The organism is Psychrobacter sp. CAM01 (assembly GCF_032842965.1).
Lineage (GTDB): Bacteria > Pseudomonadota > Gammaproteobacteria > Pseudomonadales > Moraxellaceae > Psychrobacter > Psychrobacter celer.
The window spans coordinates 1-26,244 of the sequence record NZ_JAWJBL010000012.1 but is presented as its reverse complement, the minus strand read 5'-3'; the positions used below and the strand labels follow the sequence as shown (position 1 = coordinate 26,244).

Annotated in this window: 22 protein-coding genes; 10 read left to right on the top strand and 12 right to left on the bottom strand. The window is 47.3% G+C overall.

The annotated features are described in order from the left end of the window. Nucleotides 1–107 precede the first annotated feature (107 nt). Nucleotides 108–1,808: an electron transfer flavoprotein-ubiquinone oxidoreductase gene (locus R0I52_RS08230; RefSeq protein WP_317053942.1), complete on the bottom strand. Its 1,701-nt coding sequence runs from the start codon at nt 1,806–1,808 to the stop codon at nt 108–110. 491 nt (nt 1,809–2,299) lie between these two features. On the opposite strand from R0I52_RS08230, the gene R0I52_RS08225 reads away from it, so the two are divergent. The 4 genes from R0I52_RS08225 to R0I52_RS08210 all read left to right on the top strand — a co-directional run bounded on the left by R0I52_RS08225 (nt 2,300) and on the right by R0I52_RS08210 (nt 6,157). Then, nucleotides 2,300–3,064 (top strand): DUF1285 domain-containing protein, encoded by a 765-nt coding sequence (locus R0I52_RS08225; protein WP_317053933.1) that lies wholly within the window; start codon nt 2,300–2,302, stop codon nt 3,062–3,064. Between the two features lie 211 nt (nt 3,065–3,275). After that, nucleotides 3,276–4,325, top strand: a complete 1,050-nt coding sequence (murI, locus tag R0I52_RS08220; protein ID WP_317053932.1) for a glutamate racemase — start codon at nt 3,276–3,278, stop codon at nt 4,323–4,325. Nucleotides 4,326–4,511: 186 nt separating this feature from the next. Continuing rightward, nucleotides 4,512–5,540, top strand: a complete 1,029-nt coding sequence (locus R0I52_RS08215) for a DUF4062 domain-containing protein (RefSeq protein ID WP_317053931.1) — start codon at nt 4,512–4,514, stop codon at nt 5,538–5,540. A 317-nt stretch (nt 5,541–5,857) separates the two neighbouring features. Beyond that, nucleotides 5,858–6,157 (top strand): hypothetical protein, encoded by a 300-nt coding sequence (locus R0I52_RS08210; protein ID WP_075102515.1) that lies wholly within the window; start codon nt 5,858–5,860, stop codon nt 6,155–6,157. A gap of 174 nt (nt 6,158–6,331) precedes the next feature. Here R0I52_RS08210 and R0I52_RS08205 read toward each other — a convergent pair whose 3' ends face one another. The 3 genes from R0I52_RS08205 to msrA all read right to left on the bottom strand — a co-directional run bounded on the left by R0I52_RS08205 (nt 6,332) and on the right by msrA (nt 9,017). After that, nucleotides 6,332–7,798, bottom strand: coding sequence for a lytic murein transglycosylase (locus R0I52_RS08205; RefSeq protein WP_317053930.1), 1,467 nt, complete (start codon nt 7,796–7,798; stop codon nt 6,332–6,334). 240 nt (nt 7,799–8,038) lie between these two features. Beyond that, a complete protein-coding gene (locus R0I52_RS08200) occupies nt 8,039–8,302 on the bottom strand; it encodes a DUF1499 domain-containing protein (protein WP_317053929.1) in 264 nt (87 codons plus the stop codon). Nucleotides 8,303–8,495: 193 nt separating this feature from the next. Continuing rightward, entirely contained in the window at nt 8,496–9,017 is a 522-nt protein-coding gene (gene msrA / locus R0I52_RS08195; RefSeq protein ID WP_317053928.1) for a peptide-methionine (S)-S-oxide reductase MsrA, read from the bottom strand. A gap of 288 nt (nt 9,018–9,305) precedes the next feature. Here msrA and cmoA point away from each other — a divergent pair, with 288 nt between their 5' ends. Then, nucleotides 9,306–10,082 carry a carboxy-S-adenosyl-L-methionine synthase CmoA gene (gene cmoA, locus R0I52_RS08190; protein WP_198336423.1) on the top strand — a complete coding sequence of 259 codons (777 nt, stop codon included), beginning with the start codon at nt 9,306–9,308 and terminating at the stop codon, nt 10,080–10,082. 60 nt (nt 10,083–10,142) lie between these two features. Further along, on the top strand, nt 10,143–11,174 hold the full coding sequence (gene cmoB, locus R0I52_RS08185; protein WP_317053927.1) for a tRNA 5-methoxyuridine(34)/uridine 5-oxyacetic acid(34) synthase CmoB: 1,032 nt from the start codon (nt 10,143–10,145) through the stop codon (nt 11,172–11,174). Between the two features lie 93 nt (nt 11,175–11,267). Here cmoB and R0I52_RS08180 read toward each other — a convergent pair whose 3' ends face one another. Next, nucleotides 11,268–11,486 (bottom strand): DUF2788 domain-containing protein, encoded by a 219-nt coding sequence (locus R0I52_RS08180; protein ID WP_075102521.1) that lies wholly within the window; start codon nt 11,484–11,486, stop codon nt 11,268–11,270. Nucleotides 11,487–11,964: 478 nt separating this feature from the next. Here R0I52_RS08180 and argS point away from each other — a divergent pair, with 478 nt between their 5' ends. From argS to R0I52_RS08165, 3 genes are all read left to right on the top strand, one after another. Beyond that, nucleotides 11,965–13,794 (top strand): arginine--tRNA ligase, encoded by a 1,830-nt coding sequence (gene argS, locus R0I52_RS08175; protein ID WP_317053926.1) that lies wholly within the window; start codon nt 11,965–11,967, stop codon nt 13,792–13,794. 64 nt (nt 13,795–13,858) lie between these two features. Next, the gene (locus tag R0I52_RS08170) at nt 13,859–14,680 is read left to right on the top strand and encodes an SPOR domain-containing protein (RefSeq protein ID WP_317053925.1); all 822 of its coding nucleotides are present in this window, start codon (nt 13,859–13,861) and stop codon (nt 14,678–14,680) included. Nucleotides 14,681–14,922: 242 nt separating this feature from the next. After that, nucleotides 14,923–16,014, top strand: a complete 1,092-nt coding sequence (locus R0I52_RS08165; protein ID WP_317053924.1) for a PTS sugar transporter subunit IIC — start codon at nt 14,923–14,925, stop codon at nt 16,012–16,014. Nucleotides 16,015–16,112: 98 nt separating this feature from the next. Here the strand turns inward: R0I52_RS08165 and R0I52_RS08160 are convergent, their stop codons facing one another. From R0I52_RS08160 to rdgB, 6 genes are all read right to left on the bottom strand, one after another. Next, complete coding sequence (locus R0I52_RS08160; protein ID WP_317053923.1) at nt 16,113–17,057, bottom strand: c-type cytochrome; 945 nt, start codon at nt 17,055–17,057, stop codon at nt 16,113–16,115. Between the two features lie 588 nt (nt 17,058–17,645). Next, nucleotides 17,646–18,659 (bottom strand): SDR family NAD(P)-dependent oxidoreductase, encoded by a 1,014-nt coding sequence (locus tag R0I52_RS08155; RefSeq protein WP_317053922.1) that lies wholly within the window; start codon nt 18,657–18,659, stop codon nt 17,646–17,648. Nucleotides 18,660–18,990: 331 nt separating this feature from the next. Next, entirely contained in the window at nt 18,991–20,262 is a 1,272-nt protein-coding gene (clpX, locus tag R0I52_RS08150) for an ATP-dependent protease ATP-binding subunit ClpX (RefSeq protein ID WP_317053921.1), read from the bottom strand. 132 nt (nt 20,263–20,394) lie between these two features. Then, the gene (gene clpP / locus R0I52_RS08145; protein ID WP_172953052.1) at nt 20,395–21,033 is read right to left on the bottom strand and encodes an ATP-dependent Clp endopeptidase proteolytic subunit ClpP; all 639 of its coding nucleotides are present in this window, start codon (nt 21,031–21,033) and stop codon (nt 20,395–20,397) included. 525 nt (nt 21,034–21,558) lie between these two features. Next, nucleotides 21,559–22,896 (bottom strand): trigger factor, encoded by a 1,338-nt coding sequence (gene tig / locus R0I52_RS08140; protein ID WP_317053920.1) that lies wholly within the window; start codon nt 22,894–22,896, stop codon nt 21,559–21,561. Between the two features lie 448 nt (nt 22,897–23,344). Beyond that, nucleotides 23,345–24,016 carry an RdgB/HAM1 family non-canonical purine NTP pyrophosphatase gene (gene rdgB, locus R0I52_RS08135; protein WP_317053919.1) on the bottom strand — a complete coding sequence of 224 codons (672 nt, stop codon included), beginning with the start codon at nt 24,014–24,016 and terminating at the stop codon, nt 23,345–23,347. Between the two features lie 504 nt (nt 24,017–24,520). Here rdgB and R0I52_RS08130 point away from each other — a divergent pair. Next, on the top strand, nt 24,521–25,150 hold the full coding sequence (locus tag R0I52_RS08130) for a superoxide dismutase (RefSeq protein WP_075102530.1): 630 nt from the start codon (nt 24,521–24,523) through the stop codon (nt 25,148–25,150). A gap of 82 nt (nt 25,151–25,232) precedes the next feature. Here the strand turns inward: R0I52_RS08130 and R0I52_RS08125 are convergent, their stop codons facing one another. Beyond that, the gene (locus R0I52_RS08125) at nt 25,233–26,180 is read right to left on the bottom strand and encodes a PIN domain-containing protein (protein WP_317053918.1); all 948 of its coding nucleotides are present in this window, start codon (nt 26,178–26,180) and stop codon (nt 25,233–25,235) included. Nucleotides 26,181–26,244: the final 64 nt, after the last annotated feature.

Here is a 26,244-nt window from a genome sequence, read left to right as displayed (position 1 = left end):
ATTGAGACATTAAATGTATAAGTATTAAAAAACCGCCCTTATAAATTAAGGGCGGTTTTTTATTGCTCAGCGGTGAGCAGATGGCTGCTCAAGGCTCTCCAACACCATTACATGTTTGGATAGTTCGGGCCACCGCCGCCTTCTGGTGTGACCCAAGTGATGTTTTGTGATGGATCTTTGATATCACAAGTCTTACAGTGTACGCAGTTTTGCGCGTTGATGACGAATTTTGCGCCTTCGGCATCTTTGACCACTTCATAGACGCCCGCTGGGCAGTACAAACGCGCAGGCTCGGCATAGAGGGGCAGGTTAATCGACACTGGCACGGTTGGGTCAGTGAGCTTAAGGTGCGTTGGCTGATCTTCTGCGTGGTTGGTATTAGAGATAAATACCGACGACAGCTTATCAAATACCAGCTTACCATCTGGTTTTAGGTAGGTCGGCTGATAGGCATGGTTGGCACGCTCTAGCTGATCATAGTCAGGGATGTTGTCATGCAAGGTAAGGGGCATTTTACCTTTTAATAGATTGTGCTCGATAAAGGTAAAGGCGCCGCCCATAAACAGACCCATGCGATGTATCGCAGGGGAGAAGTTACGCGATTCATAGTTGTCTTGATATAACCACGACTCTTTATACATAGTGGTATAAGCCACCACTTCGTCGTGCTGGCGGTCAGCTTGCAGCGCCTCAAAAATCGCCTCAGCCGCGAGCATACCTGATTTCATCGAGGTGTGCGTGCCTTTAATTTTGGCTGGGTTTAAGAAACCAGCATCGTCACCGACCAACACGCCGCCTGGGAAGGTGAATTTTGGTAGAGAGTTTAGGCCACCTTTGGTCAGGGCGCGGGCACCGTAGGAAATACGCTTGCCGCCTTCTAAGACGTTTTTGATAACAGGGTGCGTCTTTAAGCGCTGCATTTCATCAAATGGCGACATATATGGGTTGTGATAAGACAAATCTGCCACCAGACCAAAGCTGACTTGGTTGTTTTCGTCGAAATACAACCACCAGCCACCCGTCGAGCCAGTTTCGGTCAATGGCCAGCCAAGACCGTGCATGACCACGCCTTGCTCATGTTTTTCAGGTGCCACTTCCCACAGCTCTTTTAGACCGATACCATAATGCTGAGGATCAGCGTCTTTATCGAGACTAAAACGGCTGATTAAACGTTTGCCCAAGTGACCGCGGCTACCTTCAGCAAAGATGGTATATTTGGCCAGTAGCTCATAGCCTGGCTCAAAGCTTGGCTTGGCCTCGCCGTCAGCTGCCACACCCATATCGCCTGTCAAAATACCACGTACTGAGCCGTCATCATTATATAAGATATCGGCGGCAGGGAAGCCTGGGAACATCATCACTTCTAGCTCTTCTGCCTGTACGGCAAGCCAGCGCACCACATTGCCTAGCGAGACGATATAGTTGCCATCGTTGTGCATCGGTGCCGGGATTAAAGGGTCAGGTACTTTGGTCGAGCGCGTGGCTGAATTGAGATAATAAAAACGATCTTCGGTCGCAGGCACGTTGAGCGGGGCACCTTTTTCTTTCCAGTCAGGGATGAGCTCATTGAGCGCGCGTGGCTCGATGACTGCGCCAGACAAGGTATGAGCGCCAAACTCAGAGCCTTTTTCGACCACACAAACCATAAACTCATCATTGCCCGCCTCAATGGCAAGCTGACGCAGACGGATAGCCGCAGACAAGCCTGCAGGACCGCCGCCGACGATGATGACATCAAACTCCATAGACTCGCGTTCTATCTCAGGCTCTGCAGCCACGCTTTGTGCTTGCACGTCTTGCTCGACCATATCTGTCGCTACCGTATCGCCATCAACGACTGGCTTTTGATTGTCTTGCTCTTGCATACCTACTCCTAAACTTATGGTGGCTTATCTCAGGGCATCATTAGCTTAACAATTAAATAATAGACTTGTGGCGCTAACGTCACTCGACATATGGCTGCCCGATAAAAACTGTCTGCGCCGTATCAACAACAATGAGCTGGGCTCTTTGTGATAACTATTTATGCAAAGATATCAACGCTTTAAAAAACGCCTCATTGATACAGCACCCACTTAACCATGTAAATAAAAACACGTAAATGAAAAATCGTTACTCATTATAAAAGAAAAGTCCTACAAACACGATACGCATTTGTGAGTATCGATGTTAAGGTAAAATTAAAATAATGACCTAATTATGATGAGAAAATGACAATAAAGATTCATCATACCTGAAACTAAAATTTATAGTCATGATAGATTTTCCAAACTTTGCATACTAGATAGGAAATCATAAGATGGATAGCAACAACAAGCAAGCCAATAAACACCAAGACGATACGCCGCAAGCCCCAAACGACGTGCCATCAGCTCTAAATAGTATGGACGCATTGAGCCAATATCTAAAAACCACTGCTGGGGCGCGCGAAGGGCGCGCCATACCGCCATTGGAGCGCTGGCATCCTGAGCAAGTGACGGATATGGATTTGGTAATCAAGGCAAATGGCGAGTGGTGGCACGAAGGCGGGCAAATGACCAGAGAGTCACTGGTGAGTCTGTTTGCCACGATTTTGTGGAAAGAAGAAAATCAGGGTAAAACAGAATACTTTTTAAAGACGCCTGTACAAAAAATTCGTATTCAAGTTGAAGATGCGCCGTTATTGATCAACGATGTGGGTATCGTCGAGGAGGCAGGTCAGCGCTGGTTGGAGTTTACCACCACCACAGGCGATGTCGTTCGCTTAGATGACGAGCACAAAATCGTATTAAAGGCGTATAATCCTAATATACCAGACAAGCATGCCGAGAGTCAGCCTCATAGCGACCATGCTCAGGCCAGCAGTGCTCAAGACAATAATGCGCAAAACGCCAAAGACCATCAGCAACAAGCAGCCGAGCAGCAGATACGTCCGTATATGCACGTCAGACAGGGCTTGATGGCACTGATCGGCCGCAATACGTTTTATCATCTGGCTGAAATTGGTGAGCTGACAGAACAAAACGGCGAGACGATACTGACCTTACAAAGTGGCGGGCAAAGCTATCAATTATCGATGCCTTAAGGTATCAATTTTTAAAAGACCAATTTTTAAAGACTAATGCTTTTTTAAGCTATCAAAGGCTTAAGCTATTGCTAGCTTTGCAGCAAAAACAATAAATAGCAAAGCGCGACAGTATATGTGTAGCAGTTTGATTGACTACCGACAAGTCACGCAATCAGCAGTATAAAGATACCGATATGACCAAAAAAACGACAGTACAGCCATGAAGGGTATGAGCAAAAATAACGCACTAAGCGTGGATAGGTCGCATCCTGAGGCTGTGCTAGCCAAACACATGAAGACAGCGGCTATCTGGCAGGCTGCTGCTCATGAGGTGGCAGCTGAGGCAACGACTTATCATGCCGACCCAAACGCACCGATAGGCTTGTTTGACTCGGGGGTAGGCGGTCTGTCTGTGTATCTGCATCTGGCCGAGCAGCTGCCTGCTGAGCGCTATGTCTATTATGCCGATACGCTACATGTCCCTTATGGCAATCGCGACAGTACCGACATCGAGAGGCTGACATTAAGAGCGGTCGAGTGGTTGTATCAGCAAGGCTGTAAACTTATCGTTATCGCTTGTAACAGTGCTTCTGCCTATGCGCTAGAGACGGCTAGGCGTTGTTATCCGCAGCTGCCTATTGTGGGATTGGTGCCAGCATTAAAACCGGCGGTACTGGCCAGCAATACCCATCGCGTGGCGGTGCTGGCGACCAAGGCGACCTTAAATGGTGCGTTACTAAACAAGGTTATCGATGCGTTTGCCCTGCCCAATAATATAGAGGTGACTAAGTACTTTGACCCCCTACTAGTGCCATGGGTGGAGGCGGGCATGCCGGAGGAGGACGAGACCGCGCGGCGTTTACGTCAGCAGCTTACGGTATTTGCGCAAGCTGGTATCGATCAGTTGGTCCTTGGATGCACGCATTATCCGTTTTTTAAAGGTTTTTTGTTGGAGGAAATTGCGCGCCAGCAGTTATCGATACAGGTAGTGGACTCAGGACAGGCGATTGCAGAGCGGGTCAAGCAGCTGCTACTGAGCAATCAGCTATTGGCAAGTGCTAATATTAATAGCGATGGCAATAGCCATATCAATGGTGATTGCAATGATGATAGCGAGCATGACAACAACGCTCACCGAGCGATAGCGACAAACCATCAAATATTGCCTAATATTCGACTACCGTTGACTTTTTATGCTAGCAAATATGACGATACGTTGGGCGCTTTGATAAAACAGTTGGTCGGACAAGAGACCGTTTTGCAATACGCTTCTAAATAAGTGCTATCATGGTTTTTCTGATCAGCGGTTTAAGTGTCAGGCGCGCCTATATGACGATGAAACTGCTGTGGTCGAAATAAAATAATTCCATTTCTATAAGTTTATGCTAGTCTGTGCAAAACAAGATATTTGTGCTCTATTTTGTCTGCTCGTTACTTATGTCATGACTGAAGCTTAGAGGTGATTGTGCCAAACCGTCGCTATCATATCCACGTCATATGCGCTGATAATGATCAATTGCTGGTATTGGACAACCTAGCGATATTTTTTCAGGCGCGCGCTTTTTTGACTTATGATGTGTCAAGCCAACTGTCAAAGGCGTCGGTATATGGGCGTCAATGCATCGACTCCTGTGATTATGCGTTGATGGTAATCGGCGATAGCTACGGCACCGTACAAAAAACCGGCGTCAGCCAAATGCATTTAAGCTATCTAAACGCCAAGGCCAAGCTCAAACCGCTACTGGTCTTAATTAAAAACCAGCCGCCAGACAGCGCCATCAGCCGCCAGTTACAAGAATTTATCAACTTAGTGACCAAGCAAGACAATCGCATATACTACTATGATAATGCTGATGAAATCGAAAGCCTGCTGGTACAAGCCTATTACACCATCATTGCTGCGCATAAAGTCACGGGTGGCTGGATAAAGGCCAGTGACGAGGTTATTGAGTTTAGCAAACAAGCTACTACGCAAAAAACCGCTGAGCGGCCGTCCGCCAAAAAAGCCATCAACAAACACAGCCTGACCCAACATAATCTTGCCTACCCTCATGAGCAGCCCAAAGCCAGCTTTGCAGAAGATAATGTCAGTAACCTCATCGTTTTGACAGAGTCCTTTGAGATCTCTTATAGTGCGCAAGCCTATGCAGGGGGTAACCTGACAGATGTGACACGGCCGATGACGCTGACATGGCAAGAGGTGCTGATTGCCTTATCAAAAATTCCCTCGACGTTCTCTAGCTATGGTCTACAAACCGCCATCAACCGACTGATAGCATCAAAAGCTGAAGCAGACGTCAAGCAAGACATGCCAGATGTCCATGCGGTTGCGCGCTGTCAGATATCACAAGACGACTTAAACGTCTTGCAGCGTCAGCTGGTCAGTGCCAATTGGATACAGCTGACCACCTATGGCACACGGGTATCGCAGGAGCTATGGAAGCTGACTTTTTATGCAAAAAACTTGCTAAAAAACACCTCATCTCAGTCTTAATCGCCTTTTTTACATTCTTCTCTTCTTTGGTAACTTATTTTTCTTAGCAGTCCTCTAGTGATAGCTGTCTCGAGCAGATATACCGCAAGCATCTGCGCGCGCGACTACGTTTTGTAATACAAAGCATACGTGGCAGAGGTTGTGAATCTGAGCAGGACTGGTGATAATAAGAGTCATGAGTCAGCGCACGTTCAGTCGACAGTCGAATGCCATGAACGAAATGACTAAAGAACAAAATCACTAAAACGATAACACATCATACAATAGCGCTGAGATACGTATCATTGACGATCACTGGATAATTAAGGAGAGTAGACATGAGCAACTCTAAATATGATGAACGAAACCATGAAATCGACGGCTTAGAAAAGGCCATGCATGATGCCGATCAGTTTCGCACCCTAGAAGAGCAAGTTGCCGATATGAAACGCCGCGGCATTGACCCTAGCCAAGCCTACAAAGACTTGGATAGAAAAGAAGAAGATGCGGATTGGGGTGATGAAACATGGAAAGAAAATGGCAAATGGGAGCCAAAAACCCCTGCTGACCTAGACGACAAGGCACGGGAAAACTGGGATGGCGACAATGGTAAGCCCAATCCGCCGCCTATCGTATAACGCCGCGTCACTATAATCAAAGGATCAAAACGTAGGTTTGTCAAAAAGACAACGCTAAAGACTTATCTGTTAAATGTATCGTCCTAAAGGTCTCGTCTTAAAATACATAAAAAGGCCACGCTAGCTATAACGTGGCCTTTTTGCTGTCAGAGGGATAGCGATAAAACCTAGCGGTTATGAGCCTTCATCAATACGTACCAGCTTGATAGTACCGTCGCTGCCGATCACGCGGCGATAGCGCGGGTTGCTAGACGTAGAGGGCTGCGGCGACTGAGAGTAAGCGCTTGGCGCGGTGGTCTGCTGCTGAATCAATTGCCCCATACGATCGGCGGGTGCTGGGTTTAGGGGTTGGCTATTGGTGGGCTGAGAGTATGAGTGACCATACGAGCGCGGGCTTGGGGCCGCACTGCCAACGATAGCACGATAAAATTTTTGCCCTGCACGACCATCAGCTGGGAAGATACCGTGACTGGTCTGGTATTGCTGAATCGCCGTACGAGTGTTATCACCGATGATGCCATCGACGCCGCCAATATCATAGCCAGCATCGAGCAGTGCTTGCTGGATGTCTTTGGCTTGTTGGCGACTGATACCTGGGTCATCTGTGGGCCACGCAGTGATAAAATCTGTCTTGCTGCTGTCTTCGCGCGTGATCAGATCTGACAAGTGCGCGATGGCCAATGCGTAGTTTTCTGACGCGTTATACGAGTAAAAGGTGTCAAAGTTTTTGCCAACCAAAAACGCCGGCCCTTCTATACCAGCTGGTAATAGCAGTCCTGCACTACTCAAATCATAGGGCAGCGGGCTACCATTTGCCAATGTCAGACCTTGGCTGCGCCAGTGACTCATGGATTTTTTGTTTTTACGGTTGGACGCCGCCCAGTAGCCATCAGGGAGTTTGACTTCATAACCCCACGGCTCCCCTGTACGATAGCCACGGTTGTCCAAAAAGTTGGCAGTAGAGGCTAGTGCATCAGGGACGCTATTGACGAGGTCGCGGCGACCATCGCCATCAAAATCGACGGCCAGTTCCAAAAAGGTGCTCGGCATAAACTGCGTTTGCCCAAAGGCGCCAGCCCACGAGCCTGTCATGTCGTTTGGCGCGATATCACCGCGTTGGACGATTTTGAGCGCGTTGGCAAACTCCCCCTGAAAGTAGCTTTGGCGACGATCAAAGCAGGAGAGAGTCGCTAAGGATTCAAATAGCGGTTTTTTACCCAGTGTCTGACCAAAGTTGGACTCCACGCCCCAGACGCCAAGGACGTGCTCGGCTTTTACGCCATAGCGCGATTCGATTTGGAGCAGCGTATCACGCCATTGGTGCTTGGCACGAATACCATCTTCGACGCGCTCTTTGTCCACCAGCGCCGATAGATAATCCCAGACATCTTTTTGAAACTCGGGCTGATAGTTCAGCGACTGAATAACGCTAGGGTCAGGCTGAGCTGGGCGATAGTTGTTGAAGGTAAAGCTGTCTACGCCGCGAAACTTACTGGAGCCTTTTAGCATATCTAGACACTGCTGAAACTCGCTATTGGACAAGTCTGGCGCTGGTGGTTTGGCCGCTTGGGCAGTGCTAGCAAAGCTCAGACCGATAGCCGCAGCCAGCATGGATAGGGTCGAAAGAGGAGTCAAACGCATGAAAATATCCTATAAACGTCAAAATTATTATGAGAAATGGTGATGGGACGTGATGATAAGTAATGGTTATAAATAAGAGCGATCAATAAAACAGCATAAAGTGCAAAACCGTCATATTTACTTAGAGTAACCAATCTACATAATAAAGAAAAGCGGTCGCAGCACCCTGTTACCATAAATTGACGTAGGCGTGAGGCTGCAAGCGGTTTTTGCTGCGTGCCAAGCTTCTAAAGGTTTTAACTACGACTCTAAAATCTTATCCAGCTCTTTGATAAAACGACGAATACGCTCAGCATTTTTGCCCAAATCACTGCCACCAATCCTTGATTTACTACGAATATAGACCAGCCGCTTGCTACCTGCATCGGTGACACGTATCACCACATCGTCCTGAAAACCAAACCAAGGCGTCGTATCTGTCGCCTCCACAATACCGGTGCCTGCGTCTATCACCAGTTCCTTTATCTTGATCGTAAATAAGCGTGAGTAATAACTGCGGCGCATAGCGTGATGGTACGTCCTGACAGCTGGCCTTTAGCAAATGCTTAGCCGTCGATGACGGATATATAGCAAGCTATATAATCGACTCTAAATAAAAGAGTCATGCGTTTACTGGTCAGTTTGCTATAACATTTTTATAGCAAACTGACTATAGATGAGTTACTTGCCGAATGATGCACCCGTGATGGCGGATCAGTTAATTGACCATATATTCGCTAAACTCTTTACGCAGTTTGGCAAGTTTGGGCGGGATGGCAAAGTTGCAGTAGGCTTGGCCTGGGTTTCTATTAAAAAAGTCTTGGTGCGACTCTTCAGCCTTATAGAACGTCATAGCAGGATGGACTTCTGTGACGACGTTGACGCCCATATCGCGCAGTTTGTTGATGGTGCGATCGACGGTTGGTTTTTGCTCGGCGTCTGTATAGAACACCACGCTGCGATATTGACTGCCGACATCATTGCCTTGACGATCTTTGGTTGTGGGGTCGTGAGTGGCAAAAAACACATCAAGTATCACCTCCAGAGGGACAACAGTGTCATCAAAATCGACTTTGATAACCTCCACATGACCTGTGGTGCCGCTACAGACGGCCTCATAGTTGGCCGATACTGCGTCGCCGCCCATATAGCCTGAGGTCACGGACGCTACCCCTTTTACGGACAAAAAGACTGATTCGGTGCACCAAAAGCAGCCACCGCCTAAGATAATGGTTTGCATAATTTTTCCTATTATTATAAAGAGATGATCAGGTTATATAATCACTTCATTCTAAAAGTGACATAGCGCTACTGGTGTAAATGTTGGTCGCAGACGGTCATTTTTCAACTTTCAACGACCTGCTTAAAGACTCTATCAACTCAATGACACGGTTGGTTTAACGACTGCTTCAATCATCAATTGATTGCCCTTAGCGTCCCTATTTAGCTTAGCAGGGCATCTGATGGCGATAAGTAACAAACAGTAATGTTATAATGGGCTTTTGCTATTATCGAAACGAGTCGCCCCATGAGCCAATCCAATCCTGCCACTATCAAGCATGACACTTTATTTACCACACCTCTCGATAAAGCGGCGCGCTTTTCTTTTGATGAGCAGGTGGTGGCGTGTTTTCCAGATATGATTCGCCGTAGTGTACCAGGTTATGGTCAAGTGCTGGCGATGTTGCCTATCTTTGCTCGGCGTCATTGCAAGTACCGTCAGCAAGGTGATGATGGCCGCCGTGTCAGCCGTGTGTATGATTTGGGCTGCTCACTTGGTGCAGCTAGCATGGCGCTGGCTGGGGAATTTGCGCCGCAGGATTTACAGATTAAAGCGATAGATATCTCGCCTGCGATGACCACAAAAGCGGCGACTGTGCTCAATGATAACTATCCTGAGCACGATATCGAAGTCGTCACCGCCGATATCCGCGATGTGACACTTGAGCCATGCGATATGGTGATTTTAAATTTAACGCTACAGTTTTTGCCAGCCGCCGATAGAGTGGCGGTGTTAGAGAATATCTATAATGCACTGAGCGAGGGCGGTATATTGGTATTGACTGAAAAAACTCATGCGTTTGATGAGCAGTATGATGCGTGGCTGGTTGAGCGCTATTATGACTTTAAGCGCGCTAATGGCTATACCGAGATGGAAATCAGCGGCAAGCGTAATGCGCTAGAAAACGTCCTTATCACCGATACCTTAGACGGGCATCATCAGCGTTTGGATGAGGTGGGTTTTGCGCGGCACTTGACGTGGTTTCAGTTTTTGAACTTTGTCTCGATTGTGGCGTTTAAATAGCCTTTCTTTGAGGACGCAATTTTTAACCTTACTTTTTGATCCACATGGTAATTCGCTTTTATGCTTAATGACACTATCTTGCGCGCCGAGCGTGAGCTGTATTTGACCTTGCTAACACTTGCGCAGCAGCAGCCGACGGTTTATGAGTGGCTGACCCAGTTGCCAACATGGCTGGGTGCCATCAAAGACAAAGCCAACTATGCGCACGCGCCGGCTTATCAGGCGTCGGTGGCGCGTTTGCCAGAATTGGTCGTCGATGCTGTCCATCTAGACACTGATGTATTGACCATTGAGGCAAATCTGAGTGATTCGCAGCGCAAGCAAACAACGGCGCTGTTAAAGCAGCTGATGCCGTGGCGCAAGGGGCCGTTTCAGATCGGTGGTCAAATCGGCGATGATGCGTCAGGTATCAAGATTGATACCGAGTGGCACAGTGACTGGAAATGGCAGCGAGTTGCGCCGCATTTGGGCACCTTAAAAGGACGGCGCGTGCTCGATGTCGGCGGCGGCTCTGGGTATCATGGCTGGCGTATGGCAGGGGCTGGCGCGGAGACGGTCATTATCATCGATCCCTCTTGCTTGTTTTATCATCAGTTTATGGCGATTCGGCATTTTGTCAGCGCGGCTGATAGTTATAAAACGCATTATATCCCCGTCCCACTCGAAGCCTTACCTGAGCATAGTCAGCTATTTGATACGGTGTTTAGTATGGGGGTGCTCTATCATCGTCAGTCACCCTTTGAGCATTTGCAACAGCTAAAGGGGCAGCTGGTCAAAGGCGGCGAGCTGGTGCTTGAGACGTTGGTAATCGAAGGCGATGCCAATACTGTACTGGTGCCGCATGACCGCTATGCGCAGATGAATAATGTGTACTTTTTACCCTCTGTTGCAGCGTTAATCGGCTGGCTTGAAAAAGCAGGGTTTACAGACGTGCGCTGCGTCGATGTGGCCACGACTTCGACCAATGAGCAGCGCCAAACCGAATGGATGACGTATCACTCTTTAGCAGATTTTTTAGATCCTAATGACCGAACAAAAACTGTAGAAGGCTATCCTGCCCCGATGCGCGCGACCATTATTGCCAAAAAATAGCACAGTAAAACAGTGCAGTGTTTGGTCGCTGTTTAGCCGCTTCGAACCCATTTGGATGACTGGTCGGTTGAATGAAGGACCCTAGAGCATTGGTTAGATCAACCATCTCTCAAAGGCGACCTCTAGTAAGAGCTTGAGTAAAAAGCCCACAAACCCAGCACCCAGTGCCAAAAAGATCCAAAACGTCCCAGCGCGTCCAGCCTCAGATTTTTTAGAGATGTCCCACATAATAAAAAATAAAAAGGCGATAAATATTGGTAGTAAGACGTACAACCCCCAGCTGGTGATGGTACTAGCGGCAATAGCAAACATAAGATAGTCCTATAAAGTGGTAACGCGTTGTCTGATTGTCTTTATTATTTTATCGTCTGGATAATGGCAGGCGACTCGGCTGCAATGGGGCATATTGCCTCACTACAGCAAGACAGCAAGACAAACCGTCATTATAGCGTGGAATGTACTGGGTATAAACTACCGCAAAGCCTTGGACAACAGTAACGCTACAATTATAATGCTCGGTGTTGTGGCACGCTTAGCGCGGCGCGCGCCGTCTTTATCAGATAGCCAATACTGAGGGGCAAATTGGGCTTAAAGTGTTGTATTTTGACACTAATTTTATCGTAAATAGTGCAATACAGCACAAAGATTGTTATATTTATAGGTTACTTGTTTTTTAGTACTAATGCCTCTTTTGCATAGCCTGTCGCTATTATAATAATCCCATATCGACTGCTCGCATTCGTCATGTTTCATACCGTTTTTGTTGTTTATTTAACTGAGTTTATACCCTATGTCACAAGCCCAAATCGATACCTTAACCGCATTATTTGACCAAGCTGTTCAAACCCTACAGGCGCAAGACATCTTGCCTGCTGATTGGAAAAACAATAGCCAGATCACCCGTACCAAGGATTTGAGCCATGGTGATTTTGCCAGTAACATCGCGCTGACAGCAGCCAAAGCAGCCAAGAGCAATCCGCGTATGCTGGCCGAAAAAATCGTCGCCGCGTTGCCTGATAATCAAGACATTCGCCAAGTCGAAATCGCCGGCCCTGGTTTTATCAATGTGTTTTTGAACAGCGATGCCAAGTTTGCAGTATTAGCAGATATCTTTGAGCTACAAGACCGTTTTGGTCTAAGCGAGCAATTTGCCGGGCAAAAAATCCAAGTCGAGTTTGTCTCTGCCAACCCAACCTCAAGTCTGCATGTCGGTCACGGCCGCGGCGCAGCGTTCGGTATGAGCGTCGCCAATTTGCTAGAGGCGGTGGGGTATGACGTCACGCGTGAATACTACGTCAATGATGCCGGTCGCCAAATGGATATTTTGGCAACCAGCACCTACTTGCGTTATTTGCAGATCAACGGCGAGCAGGTGACCTTTCCGGTCAATGGCTATCAAGGTGAGTATGTCCGAGATATCGCACAGACTCTAAAGGTGCAGCATGGTGACAGCTACGTTCATCCTTTCGCTGACGTCGCCAAAGACGTACCAGCAGATGCTATCTTTGATACCAATGCCGATGGCGAAAAAACACTGGTATCAGGCGACAAAGAAGCGCATATCGATGGCCTGATTGCTAATAGTAAATTCTTGCTAGGCGAGGGTTATGAGCTGTTTTTAGACGCTGCGCTGAGCAGTATCTTGGCGGATATCAAAGATGATTTAAATGACTTTGGGGTGCGTTATGAGTGCTGGTTTAGCGAGCGCTCAATCGATAGCGAGATCGAGCCTGTCTTACAGATACTAGACGACAAAGGCTATCTGTATGAAAAAGATGGCAATATTTGGTTTAAATCGACCGATTTTGGTGACGAAAAAGACCGCGTGGTACGCCGCGCCAATGGGCAAACGACGTACTTTGCCTCTGATATTGCTTATCACAAAAACAAGTTTGACCGCGGCTTTGATAAAGTCATCAACGTCTGGGGCGCAGACCACCATGGTTATGTCCCGCGGGTAAAAGCGGCGCTGACTGCGCTTGGCATCGATGAGGCGCGCCTCGATGTGGTATTGGTACAGTTTGTGGCCTTATGGCGCGGTAGTGAAAAAGTACAAATGTCGTCACGCTCAGGCAAATTTGTCACCTTGCGCGAGCTGCGCTCTGAGGTGGGTAACGATGCGGCGCGTTTTTATTATGTGGCGCGTAAGCCTGAAGTGCATGTGGACTTTGATCTGGAGCTGGCCAAGTCGCAAAGTAAAGACAACCAAGTCTATTACATTCAGTACGCGCATGCGCGTGTCTGCCGCGTGTTAGAGAAGCTTGAAAACAGTGGCTTTGTGGTAGATGATGCCATCGGTCAGGCGCAGCAAACGAGGCTAAGCGCTCCTAATGAAGATGAACTGATCAAGCTGCTAGCAGGCTATCCTGCGACCTTGGCGCGCGCGGCAACCGGCTACGAGCCGCACGTCTTGACCAATTATCTAAAAGAGCTGGCGGCGCTGTTTCATGGCTGGTACGACAGCAACCGCATCTTGCCGGTGAGTCTGACATCAGGTGAGACACCGAGCACTGATGAGATGGCATTGATGCAGGCGCGTCTACGGTTGTCAAAAGCGGTGCGTCAAGTATTGTCCAACGGACTTAATTTGTTAGGGTTGTCTGCCCCGTCTAGCATGTAGTATAAAGAGACGGCTGATAAGCGTAATTTAATGATAGTTAAATTCAGTAGGGAGAACCAGATCCATGCTAGCCAAAAAACCTAAAGGCGCGACCGAAAAGCGCAAAACCAGTAGTGTGTCAGGCTTATTATGGATGTTCGTCGGGGCGATACTAACCTTGATGATTGGGGTGTTTATCTACCTCTCGCCATTGTTTGACTTTAGCCCAGCAGATAGTGCCGCCGGCGATGACCCAGACCGTCAGGTACAGCCGCGTGTCGATACCGACACGGATAATGGTGATTATGAGTTTTATGACATATTGCCCAGTCAAGAAATGGCGACGATTCCTGATGAAGACATCGCCGAGATGGGCAACAGTGCAATAGGCGATATCAATGCCTTTGAGCCGGATGTGGTCGTCACTCAGCCGCAGGATAGTAGCGCCAGTCGTGATGATGAGTCAGGCAATTTCGGTATCGCGGATGGCACAGCGACAGCGCCTAATCAAGGCAATGGCGCGGCCACTGGCGAAAACAGTGATGAGATTGTCGTTGTCGAAGAAGACGCCACTTACGATGGCCCTGCGCCTACTAGCAATAGTAATGGCGCTAACCGTAGCAATAACTCAGGTGCAGGGACCGCTAGCGTACAGGCCGCCAGACCGGCAGCTACCTACATTTTGCAGATCAATAGCTTTGGTGATGCTGATGAAGCAGATCGTCGCCGCGCCCAAGTACTGATGGCAGGTGTCGATGCAAGAGTGGTAAAAAACACCACAGGTAATGGTTTGCCCATCTATCAGGTCATCTCACGGCCGATGAATAATCGTCAAGCGGTGACCACCGCCCAGCAGCGCCTACAAAATAACGGCATCGACTCTATCATCGTCGAGCAGCGCCGCTAGCATCGGTAGCTTAGGAGGATGACTCGTTTATAAACAAAGGCGTCGCTTACTGGTACGAGCGACGCCTTTTTTATCGTTTATTTTAGGGCGTGTTTTCAATTCACTCGATAGTTATCTAAATGGGCTAAAATGGCCAAATTTTGCTAAACATCGTCAAATAGCTGGTCAATATCACGATATCAACGGCGCTATTTTCCTTGTTTGACCGCAATTTATCTCCAAAAATTACAAAGAGCATGGCTATGACTGTATCGCACGCAGTAGCACCCCAGGGTGTCATTAAGGCTTTTTTTCAAAAGTATTTTATTGATGCTTTTACTGGCATGGCGTTGGGCTTGTTTGTCACCTTGATAGCTGGTCTTATTATCTCGCAAATCGGTGGTTGGTTAAATTTGCCAGCACTGGTGGCTGTCGGCAAGCTGGCTTCAGTCATGATGGGGGCGGGTATCGGCGTGGGTATTGCGTACTATCTAAAAGCACCGACGCTGGTGATGCTCAGCTGCTTGGTCGCTGGTATGCTCGGTGCCCACTCAGAGGCGCTAATGGCAGGGACGCTATTTACCGCTCAGGTAGGTGCTCCTGCGACTTTTGTCGCCATACCCGGCAATCCGATTGGCGCGTATTTGGCATCGGTATTTGCGTATCGCGCTGGTACATGGATCGCAGGTAAAACCAAACTCGATATCTTATTGGTGCCATTGGTGGTATGTAGTGTGGCGTTGCTGGTTTGTGCCCTTCTTAATCCGCCCATCGTCGCTGCCGTCAGCGCTATTGGACAAGGTATCCAAGCAGCCACTGAGCTGCAGCCGTTATTGATGGGGATTGTAATAGCTGTGGTGGTGGGTATTTTGCTGACACTTCCCACCTCCAGCGCGGCTATATGCATTGCTATCGGGCTTGGCGGGCTAGCAGGCGGTGCGGCGGTGGTGGGCTGCGCGGCACATATGATCGGCTTTGCGGTAGCGAGCTTTAAGGACAACGGCATGAGCGGGGTGATCTCTCAGGGGCTTGGCACCAGTATGCTGCAGATTCCCAATGTGCTAAAAAAACCATTGGTGCTATTGCCTGCGGTCATCGCAAGCGCCATTGTCGGCCCCATTGCGACCGTCGGTTTTGGGCTGGCCTGTACTGCAACTGGCGCTGGCATGGGTACGGCGGGGCTGGTAGGGGTATTTGGCGTCATCGAGGCCTCGCAAGGACTGATGAGCACCGCACAGCTATGGACGGCGATTGTGTTATTGATGTTTGTACTGCCAGCTGTGATTGCCGGTGTGGTCGCTTATGTGATGCGCCGTATGGGCTGGCTGGTAGAAGGTGATATGAAGCTACCTTAAGCACTACTATGATGGTTATGCATGCCGCAAAAAAGCCCAGTTATTTATAGCTGGGCTTTTTATCTGAGTGCTTTTATTGTCTAAACCACTGACCTTTACTAACGGCGTACATCAACAGGCGCGCCGCCTTTTGGCCAATCTTTGTCTTTGTTGGCTTTGACGGGGCGCGGCAAGTGGGTAAAGTAGCTGGCCACATCGATGGCTTCTTGATCGGTTAGGGTATTGCCTTGACCAAACGGCATTTTACCTTTCACAAAGGCTGCTGCCTTATAGGTACGCGCCATACCTGCGCCGTCGTTGAATGAGTTTTCACCAGCGACGGCAGGATATACATAGGTGCCGTCGTCATTGTATTGACCTTCACCATTTTCACCATGACAGGTGCTACAGGTATTAGCAAATATCTCCTTACCTTTGACAGGGTCTGGGGTCAGCGTGTTGTCGATCTTGACAAACCCACGGCCTTCTGGCGAGACCCCAATCGGCATATCTTGTGATAGCCATGTCATATAAGAGATAAAGGCATTCATCTCCTCTGAGTCTAGATCCAGTGGCGTGCCGTTCATCGAACGCTGAAAGCAGCCATTGACCCGTTCTTGTAACGAGTTGACGCGAGCATCACGCGAGCGGTAAATCGGAAAGATACCCGGTAGGCCATTCCACGGTGCGGCATAGGCTTCTGAGCCATTGGCTAAGTGACAGCTGGTACAGTTGAGCTTATTGCCGACGTTGTTTGGCAGCTCTCGGTACGTGTGATTGGCAAGCTCCAACCCTCGGCGGACAGCGGCGCCATACTCATTATCAGGGATGGTTGACTCATCTGGCATGCTAATGTTTAGTTTGGCACCGGGGTTTGCGGCCATGTCGTTTTTAATCTCAGCGGCGCGTGCTTCAAGCGATTTGACGCGGGCGAGGGCTTCCGCTTCTTCGACACGGTCCACAGCCTGAGTTTCTGAGTCGCTACAGGCTGTGAGGCCAGTGGCACCGAGAGCTACGAGAGTCGCCAACAAAAAAGGCGACGGTATTGCTAGAAATGTTTTCACTGGAATATCCTTATTATAAAAGATAATATCTGAATATATATTTATATGGTAATTTAACCGTCATGCTGATAGGATTCTGTTTACATTATGGCGGCGATAAGTGATGTCTGGATGGAAAAATAAATCAATCATTTAGCCGGTAAATAACAATATAAATAGATAATAAGCAGTAAGTTGCTAGAAACATAATTGTAGCAAATATAACGTGTTAAAGTATATAAATACGTAAAGTGACCCAGATTATGCGCGAGCGTTTACCTACTAATATAATAGATTCTAAATAAAAGAGTCATGCGTTTATCAGCCTAGCCATAACCTTTTTATAGCAAACTGGCCATAAGGTCAAAATCGCCAATCATAAACGCAGTGCTATAGATAGCGACAAACCGAAAAAAGACGCTTAACCACACATGGGTTAAGCGCCTTTTTTTGTCAATTCTAAGAAAACTCAGTAGATAACTGTCTCATGTGCGATGAGGGTCAATTTTGCTTGCTGCACCTACGCAGATGGAGGCTCTGCCAAGCTGCTCCCAGTCGTATTGTGTCTGTTTTATAGTGAGTCGACTCCAGGTAGAACAAGGAAAAGTGTTATCTGCCATGAGTGGGTTTTTTGGCACGTCGTGGTTTGAGTTTGCGTGAGAGTTTGTTGGCGTCGTTTAAAACTTGACTATATCGCGCTGGAAATATGCGCTGTACGGCATCGATCACTTTGGCATCGTTGCCAATCAGGCGGCGGCGCTGGTTGGTCGCTGCCGCCTGCAAAATGATCCAAGCGGCCTCACTGGCATCGAACTTCAAAAACTTATTAAAACTTCTGATGGCTTTGGGGCCAGTACGCATGCCGATGTCGTTGATGCTGTCATTACCGCGTGCGCTATTGGCGATGTTGGTTTTGATACCACCAGGATGGATACAGGTCGCTGATACGCCGCAGCGCTGGATATCGAGCTCTTGGCGCAAGCTTTCGGTAAAGCCGCGCACCGCAAATTTACTGGCGTTATAGGCAGATTGTGAGGGCTGGGCGGTCAGTCCAAAGAGACTGGAGATATTGACGATATGACCATGCTCAGAAAACTGGCGAGCGTTTTTGTTTGTGTGATTGCTATTGTTCGTTTCAGCGGCTTTGACACTATTTTTAATCAAAGGCAAAAATGCTTTGGTGCCATAGACCACGCCCCAAAAGTTGATATCCATCACCCATTCAAGCTCGCTGATACTACTGCCTTCTACGGTAGAGTACAGCGCTACGCCTGCATTGTTAAAGATAAAATTGACTTTGCCGTGTTCATTCATCACCGTCTCTGCCCACGCTGCGACGGCTTTTTGGTCTGAAACGTCAAGTACCGTGGTGGAAACGTCGATATCGTAGCCGATGAGTAGCGCTTTGGTCTGCGCCAGCTGCTCAGGATTGATATCAGATAAGGCAAGGTGACAGCCCATTTTTGCCAAATGAATGGCCAGCTCACGCCCCATACCAGAGCCTGCGCCCGTGATAGCAGCGACATGATCGCGATAGTATGGTGCGATGTCGTGATTTTGTTGAGAGGCGATAGGAAGGTGGCGGCGTAGCGGGCTTGCCATAGTGGCCATGTGGTTGCGCATAATAAACAATCCTTTGTCATCATCATTATTGGTGGGTATCTAAACCGCATATCGCAGGCGTGCTATCGCTACCAAGGATACGGACTTAGATGGATAATCTACCTTAGCATGATTTATGCGTCACTCTGATAAGGTTTGATAAACGCTGCTGTCATTTTTTATGGGTTTTTTTATGGTCTTTTATACGCCTTTTGGGCGTTCGGGCATATATATTTACGCATACAGACGAGCGGACACAAAAAAGCGTCTGAGCACTTCTGTCAGACGCTTTTTTTAGGATTATTATTAAGATAGTCTACCACTTGTCCTGCTATCTTTAGTCATGCTCAGATTAAGCAATTTTAGGCGTTTTGCCTTCATTGATGACCGACTCATCGACCATCACGGTTTTGGCGTTTTTCATCGATGGTAGCTCATACATGGTTTCTAGCAGGGCGTTTTCTACGATAGAGCGCAGACCACGCGCGCCTGTTTTGCGCTCCATGGCCTTTTTGGCGATGGCATCGAGAGCTTCTTCGGTAAACTCAATCTCAGCGCCTTCCATATCAAATAAATACTTGTACTGTTTGACCAACGCGTTTTTTGGCTCGGTCAAGATTTGTACCAGCGCTTTTTCATCCAGCTCTTCGAGCGCGGCCAGTACCGGCAGACGACCGATCAGCTCGGGAATCAAGCCAAACTTAATCAAATCCTCAGGCTCGACTTGCTGAAGCAAATCTGAGCTACGGCGGCTGTCGTCTTTTGAGCTGACATCCGCATTGAAACCGATACCGCCTTTTTCGGTACGCTGCTGAATCACTTGGTCGAGGCCAGCGAACGCACCACCAACGATGATGAGGATGTTGCTGGTATCGACTTGGATCAGCTCTTGCTGTGGATGCTTACGGCCACCATGAGGCGGGATAGCAGCAACTGTACCTTCGATTAGCTTGAGCAGGGCTTGCTGTACGCCTTCGCCTGATACATCACGCGTGATAGACGGGTTGTCGCCTTTTTTGCTGATTTTATCAATCTCATCGATATAAATGATACCTTGCTCAGCTTTGCTCACATCATAGTCAGCCGCTTGCAGTAGTTTTTGCACGATGTTTTCGACGTCTTCACCGACGTAGCCTGCTTCGGTCAAGGTAGTGGCGTCGGCCATGGCAAAAGGCACGTCGAGCAGGCGCGCTAAAGTTTGCGCGAGCAGGGTCTTACCAGAGCCGGTCGGGCCAATCAGCAAGATATTGCTTTTTGCCAATTCAACCATGGCATCATCAGCGCCAATCTTAGCTGTTTTGTTGTCATTAGCCAAAGTCTGGCTAACTTTCAAGCGTTTATAATGGTTATAAACCGCCACCGCCAAGGCTTTTTTGGCCACGTCCTGCCCGATGACATACTCATCAAGCTTGGCGCGTATCTCTTTTGGCGTTGGTAGTTTCTTATTGACCCACGAGGTATCAATATCGCTATCGTCGCTCTGCTCGGCACTGTCTGCGATTAAGTCGGTACATAGCTCGATGCACTCATTACAGATATTGGCGTCGTCAGAGGCAATGAGCTGTTGTACGTCACTTTTGGCTTTGCCACAAAATGAGCACTGTGGGGTATTATCTTCTGCCATAAAAGGCGCTCCTAAAATTTAAAGCTTATAAGTATTCTGAGTATGTCCATCAATGCCCAAACAGCAAGTGCTCAGGCATAAAATGTAACAAAACGGCTACGGATATCGCGTTGATAGCGCGGCGCCTAAAGCCTACAACGAAGTCGGACGACGCTCTAGTACTTCATCGACCAGACCGTACTCTTTGGCTTCTTGCGCATCTAGCCAAAAGTCACGTTCGACGTCTTTTTCGATTTTCTCAAGCGGCTGGCCGGTGCGCTCAGCCAAAATGCGGTTTAGGCGATCACGGATTTTGAGGATTTCACGCGCATTAATCTCGATATCGGTCGCTTGACCTTGCGCGCCGCCTGATGGTTGGTGAATCATCACGCGTGCATTGGCAAGTGAGTAACGCTTGCCTTTTTGGCCTGCTGCCAATAGGAATGAACCCATGCTATACGCACCGCCCATACAGATGGTCGATACTTCAGGCTGGATAAAGTTCATGGTATCAAAAATTGCCAAACCGGCACTGACTGAGCCACCTGGTGAGTTGATGTATAAATGAATGTCTTTGTCTGGGTTTTCTGCTTCCAAAAATAGCAACTGAGCAACGATAAGGTTGGCCATGTGGTCTTCGACTTGACCGGTCAAAAAGATCACACGCTCACGCAGCAAGCGCGAGAAAATATCAAACGAGCGCTCACCACGTGAAGACTGCTCGACCACCATGGGTACTAAGGCAGATTGCGGAGCGCTTTGGATGTTTTGTACGTCGTTGTGCGCACTCATCAACATATCAAAATGCGGGTTGGCGGTGATGCGATCATAATCTGTCATAAAGATGTCCTATGTATAAGTCCATAAAATAAAGGGTTTGAGGGTAGCGAGTGGCCAAGCTTTGCTGACGGCTTATCATTGTAAATACGGCCGTTTATACCTAATACGAGCCAAATGCCAAAAAGCTATTGCCATAAAACCATCTAGGTGTCGCTAAAAAATAATTGAACTAATGGTAACTTTTTTATTGAGGTAATAGTAACTTTTTAATGTGAAAATTGATAAATGACTGTCTATTAATAAGGCGTTTGCAACCATTTATCAAGGGGTTGGTCATAAACGATGATGAAAAACACTCGATAAAAAGTCAGTCAGTGTGGGCGTACGCGCCAGTACTCTATCCATCAATAACTATCTACCAAGAAAAATGCCCTAACACAATGGTTAGGGCATTTTTGTATTACCTTGGCCGTCGTCACCAATGATCACCTGTACTTAGCGATGATAGTAATGGTCTGGCTGGACGACTGAGCAACATTACATCGCTTGCTGCTGCTGAGCGGCGAGCAAGTCTTGGTAGCTGACTTCTTTGTCAGTTACTTTACCTTGGCTGATCAAATAGTCGACCACTTGGTCTTCTAGTACCACAGACTCGATGTTGGCGCGTTGCTGCTTGTCATTGGTATAGTACTCGATGACTTCGCTTGGGTCTTCGTAGTTTTCGGCCGCTTCTTTGATGAAGTTTTCGACACGCTCTTGGTCGACTTCTAGGCCTTTAGTGTCGATGACGCGAGCGACGATGATGCCAAGACGGGCAGCACGTAGCGCTTGCTCTTCAAACAGCTCATTCGGCAGCATGTCTTTGTCAAAGCTGTCAGCACTGGCGCCGAACTGCTGAGAAAAACGCTGCATCATCATGTTGCGCTGACGCTCGATTTCTTGCTCTAGCATGGCGTTTGGTACGTCAAACTCGTTCTTTTCTAGCAATGCATCAAACGTCGCTTGCTTAACTTGGCTACGCGCAGCGTTTTTGATTTCGCGTTCCATGTTTTTGCGTACGTCTTCTTTTAGCTTTTCAACGCCGCCTTCGGTCACGCCAAATAGCTCTAGGAACTCGTCGTCGATTTCAGGTAGCTTGGCTCTTTCGACCAATTTTACATTAATTTTGAACTGTGCTTCTTTACCGGCTAGGTTTTCTGCTTGGTAATCTTCTGGGAAGGTCACATCGATGACTTTTTCTTCGCCAGCTTTCATGCCTTTGATACCCGCTTCAAAGCCAGGAATCATCTGGTTGCTACCGATGACCAATTTGAAGTCTTCAGCTGAGCCGCCTTCAAATTTTTCGCCGTCGATAGAGCCTTCAAAGTCCAAGGTCACTTGGTTGTCTTTGGCCGCTTTGCCTTTCTTTTCAACATACTCTTGGCGCTGCTTTCGCAGGTTTTCGATCATGGTGTCGACGTCTTCGTCACTGACGGTTGCCGTGTGACGCTCAACTTCGATTTCATCGATACCTTGTACGTCGATTTCTGGGAAGATCTCAACAGTGGCTTGATACACCAAAAAGTCGTCTTCTAGTTTGACGTCGTCGATGTTTGGCATGCCAACGGCGCGGATGTCTTCAGCTTTGATCGCTTCAAAGACCGTGTCACGGATCACATCGTTGATCACTTCTTGCTGGATGCCTGCACCGTACTGTGAGCGGATGTGCGACATTGGCACTTTGCCTTTGCGGAAACCGTCGATTTTGGCGGTTTTCGCCACTTGGCTGATGCGGCCTTCTACTTTGTTTTGGATTTTTTCTACGGGGACTTTAACCGTCAGCTGAGTCTCTTTATTAGATAGCTTGTTGGTTGTGACTTGCAAATCTGTAGCCATGTTAATTACACCTTTAGGGTTAAATAATAATGATAGACAATCGCACCTCAAAATACGGGCGTGTGCTGCTGATTGCCGTTGGAATAAATAGGGGATAGTGATAGCGCGCAGTCGCTCAGCTGGCCTTTAGGCAATCGCCTCAGGCGTCCCTATAACCTAACTGCGCCAATGCTATGATGACTAAGCGCCGTCAGGCAGCGTTTGAGTACACGCTATCAAATATCAATAATAAACCGTTTATGCCGCGCATAATAACGCTTTTCGCTGAACTATACAGGCAAATAACGGCCTTCAACAAAATTTTAAAAGTAGAACAGTATAATCTATCTGTTTATTAAAGTAAAAATTATCTGTTTGCCTATTGTTTACCTATAAAGCGTTCTCTATTTACCTCATGTTTGATGACATGCATCAGTAGCACTACCGCTATTTTAGCGCGCGACAACCATCATAGCGCTAGCTGCGCCAATAACTGCCGAATGGCCTGGCCGCGGTGACTGATGTTGTTTTTGTCATCGGCGCTAAGGCTGGCAGCCGTCGTTTGTAGCTTGGGTAGCCAAAACAGGGGGTCGTAACCAAAGCCGCCGTCGCCTTGCGCTGACTGCAAAATTTCACCATGCCATAGACCTTGGGCGATAATCGGCAGCGGGTCATCGGCATGGCGTACCATCGCCAGCACACAAACAAACATGCCTTTGATAGGCGTATCTGGCGAGGCGGTGCGAATAGGCTGCAAATCAGCGATGAGCTTGGCGTTGTTTTTAGCATCATTGCCATGCTCGCCTGCGTAGCGCGCCGAATAGATGCCAGGCGCGTTGCCCAATACGGGCACGCATAATCCTGAGTCATCTGCAATGGCAGGCAGGTTGCTGGCTCGGCTGGCATGCCGCGCCTTGATGATGGCGTTTTCTACAAAGCTCAACCCATCCTCGATGGCATCATCGATACCGAGCTGGCCTTGCGGGACAATTGTCACATCCAAATCTGCCGCCGCAAATAGGCGTTTAAACTCAGCAAGCTTGCCTTTGTTGTTACTGGCGAGTACCCACTGGCTGGCAGCGGTTGCCTCATTTGGCGATGGTACGGGGTGACCAGATAGTTGGTCTGTGGTAGTGCTCATAAAATCATTCCATCAAGTCGAGGGACAAAAAAGACGTTACCAGTAAATGCGGTAGGCTAAATAGAGTAGGCATGAATAGTGGCTCGCATCCATCCGTTTATTATACTGGTTATGCTCAAACAACCCGATAGCGTGGCTCGATAAATAACCAATTGCTATACAGGTTGTATCGTCCATAACATTTAGTAACTGATATTACCGCGTACTGTTGCTATAATAGGTGCCAAGATTCAGTGAATGATATCTTATAGCTTGTGAATATTAAGTTAATAAACGCCCGCGAAGTCAAACGCTTGGCTTTCGGGCAAAAATAACACTAATGTTACCTTTGGATTCATGATAATACGTGATATTGTGAGTAAAAATATCATGTATTAAACGATAGAAGTATTAAGCGATAAAATTCATTTCAAACAATAAACTCAGCCAATTTAGCTCGGTATGTTGCTTGCCTCTTTGGGGCAGGTGAGATAGGAGCGGCAAATAAGCAAGGATAAAATAATTATGTCAAACATTACTCTACCAGATCTACCTTATGCAAAAGACGCGCTAGAGCCACATATCAGTGCCGAAACACTAGAATACCATCATGACAAGCACCATGCCGCGTATGTCAATAAACTAAATGACTTGCTACCAGGCTCTGGTCTAGAAGACAAAACATTGCCAGAGATCATCGAAGCCACGGCAAAAGATGACAGCAAGCAAACCATGTTTAACCAAGCAGCGCAAGTATGGAACCACACGTTTTACTGGAACTGCATGACCCCAGAAAACGGCGGCGGCGAACCGACTGGTGATCTCAAAGCAAAAATCGAAGAAGATTTTGGTAGCTATGACAAGTTCCGCGAAGAGTTCAAAAACGCAGCAACTTCACAGTTTGGTTCTGGTTGGGCTTGGCTTGTCGCTGATAAAGTCGGCGGTAAACTATCAATCGCGAAGACTGGTAACGCTGACAACCCATTGGCCCATGGTCAAGTCGCGGTATTGACTTGTGACGTATGGGAGCACGCTTACTACATCGATTATCGTAACCGTCGTCCTGACTATGTTGACACCTTCCTAGACAAGCTCGTGAACTGGGACTACGCAAACGCTAAATATAAAGGTCAAGATGCTGGTGTTGAGAAATAATCTGTAGTCACTAAGTATTTGATTTACTTTATAAGTAGAAAAAGGACGCTGAGAGGCGTCCTTTTTTTGTGCGTTTATATTTTTATTCATCATCACTGTAATCAGGCTCTAATGTGCCAAAATCGACAGAAGCTATAGGATTTACAACCTCAACTTCCTCAATTTCTAGATTTGATAAATCACCATTCAAGTCTCCAGATATAGTGACTAATATTTCAGAATTAAACTGCGCTTCAGTAGTAGTTGTAACTCCACCAATATTGACATAGTCACGATCTATTGAGTCATAATGTGAAAGAGAAAACTCGCCTTCCACCTCAACTGAGATATTAGCGCTCATCTTTAAGACGATATAATCTTCTGAATGGTCTATGATGTTAAAGTTATAGTCAGTTAATTCAAAATCACTTAACCATCCATGACAGCCATCTGGTTCCCATTGATGATAAGAATCTGCTTCTTGATCTGGTGTAAAACCATCGAAATACATCTCTAAATTGTTATGAATTCTTTCTACAAAATCAATTGCACTATCTTCTTTTTCTCTTAATTGAGAAGTTAGAAAGGATAAGAAAGCAAAAGGAGCTGTTGCTTTATTGAACTTGCTTAGAGCGTTAGCTAAATCTTCAATGTAGTCAATATTAGCTGATGTGTCACAGTAATTCTTCCAATCTTTATCGCTAGCAACGGCTAATACTTGAATACCTTCTTCTTTCGCCCATGACTCTGTAGCTAATAATACTATAGCATCGGGGAATTCACTTTTCTTGTTACCTGTTTCTGCAAAAGGTGGTTTGTTTTGGAAGTATTGATCTAGTAAATTTGTTATTGAAATATAATTGCCACATTCTAGAACGATAGCCCCTGTATTTTCTATAAAATTATCGAGACGACTTACAATAACATCATTAATCTCTCTACTATCCATTAAAGTTGATTTTGCACTATTAAGTTTAGGGCGTGTTGAACATTGGCGACAAATTAATGGCAAAAAAAATAGCGAACGGTTAATCTTTAAGTTCTCACACAAAAAAGATATCGTTCGCTATGCCTCGCACCATGCTCAAAGATGAACACTGGACAAGACTAAGACC

What these genes read in the sequence shown, in the direction of transcription:
- tig (WP_317053920.1), bottom strand. Translation starts at nt 22,896, where the DNA reads ATGGCTACAGATTTGCAAGTCACAACCAACAAGCTATCTAATAAAGAG.
- R0I52_RS08180 (WP_075102521.1), bottom strand. Translation starts at nt 11,486, where the DNA reads ATGTTTGCTATTGCCGCTAGTACCATCACCAGCTGGGGGTTGTACGTC.
- clpX (WP_317053921.1), bottom strand. Translation starts at nt 20,262, where the DNA reads ATGGCAGAAGATAATACCCCACAGTGCTCATTTTGTGGCAAAGCCAAA.
- R0I52_RS08200 (WP_317053929.1), bottom strand. Translation starts at nt 8,302, where the DNA reads ATGCGCCGCAGTTATTACTCACGCTTATTTACGATCAAGATAAAGGAA.
- R0I52_RS08205 (WP_317053930.1), bottom strand. Translation starts at nt 7,798, where the DNA reads ATGCGTTTGACTCCTCTTTCGACCCTATCCATGCTGGCTGCGGCTATC.
- msrA (WP_317053928.1), bottom strand. Translation starts at nt 9,017, where the DNA reads ATGCAAACCATTATCTTAGGCGGTGGCTGCTTTTGGTGCACCGAATCA.
- R0I52_RS08210 (WP_075102515.1), top strand. Translation starts at nt 5,858, where the DNA reads ATGAGCAACTCTAAATATGATGAACGAAACCATGAAATCGACGGCTTA.
- argS (WP_317053926.1), top strand. Translation starts at nt 11,965, where the DNA reads ATGTCACAAGCCCAAATCGATACCTTAACCGCATTATTTGACCAAGCT.
- R0I52_RS08165 (WP_317053924.1), top strand. Translation starts at nt 14,923, where the DNA reads ATGACTGTATCGCACGCAGTAGCACCCCAGGGTGTCATTAAGGCTTTT.
- R0I52_RS08230 (WP_317053942.1), bottom strand. Translation starts at nt 1,808, where the DNA reads ATGGTCGAGCAAGACGTGCAAGCACAAAGCGTGGCTGCAGAGCCTGAG.
- R0I52_RS08225 (WP_317053933.1), top strand. Translation starts at nt 2,300, where the DNA reads ATGGATAGCAACAACAAGCAAGCCAATAAACACCAAGACGATACGCCG.
- cmoA (WP_198336423.1), top strand. Translation starts at nt 9,306, where the DNA reads ATGAGCCAATCCAATCCTGCCACTATCAAGCATGACACTTTATTTACC.
- rdgB (WP_317053919.1), bottom strand. Translation starts at nt 24,016, where the DNA reads ATGAGCACTACCACAGACCAACTATCTGGTCACCCCGTACCATCGCCA.
- cmoB (WP_317053927.1), top strand. Translation starts at nt 10,143, where the DNA reads ATGCTTAATGACACTATCTTGCGCGCCGAGCGTGAGCTGTATTTGACC.
- R0I52_RS08130 (WP_075102530.1), top strand. Translation starts at nt 24,521, where the DNA reads ATGTCAAACATTACTCTACCAGATCTACCTTATGCAAAAGACGCGCTA.
- R0I52_RS08170 (WP_317053925.1), top strand. Translation starts at nt 13,859, where the DNA reads ATGCTAGCCAAAAAACCTAAAGGCGCGACCGAAAAGCGCAAAACCAGT.
- R0I52_RS08155 (WP_317053922.1), bottom strand. Translation starts at nt 18,659, where the DNA reads ATGCGCAACCACATGGCCACTATGGCAAGCCCGCTACGCCGCCACCTT.
- murI (WP_317053932.1), top strand. Translation starts at nt 3,276, where the DNA reads ATGAGCAAAAATAACGCACTAAGCGTGGATAGGTCGCATCCTGAGGCT.
- clpP (WP_172953052.1), bottom strand. Translation starts at nt 21,033, where the DNA reads ATGAGTGCGCACAACGACGTACAAAACATCCAAAGCGCTCCGCAATCT.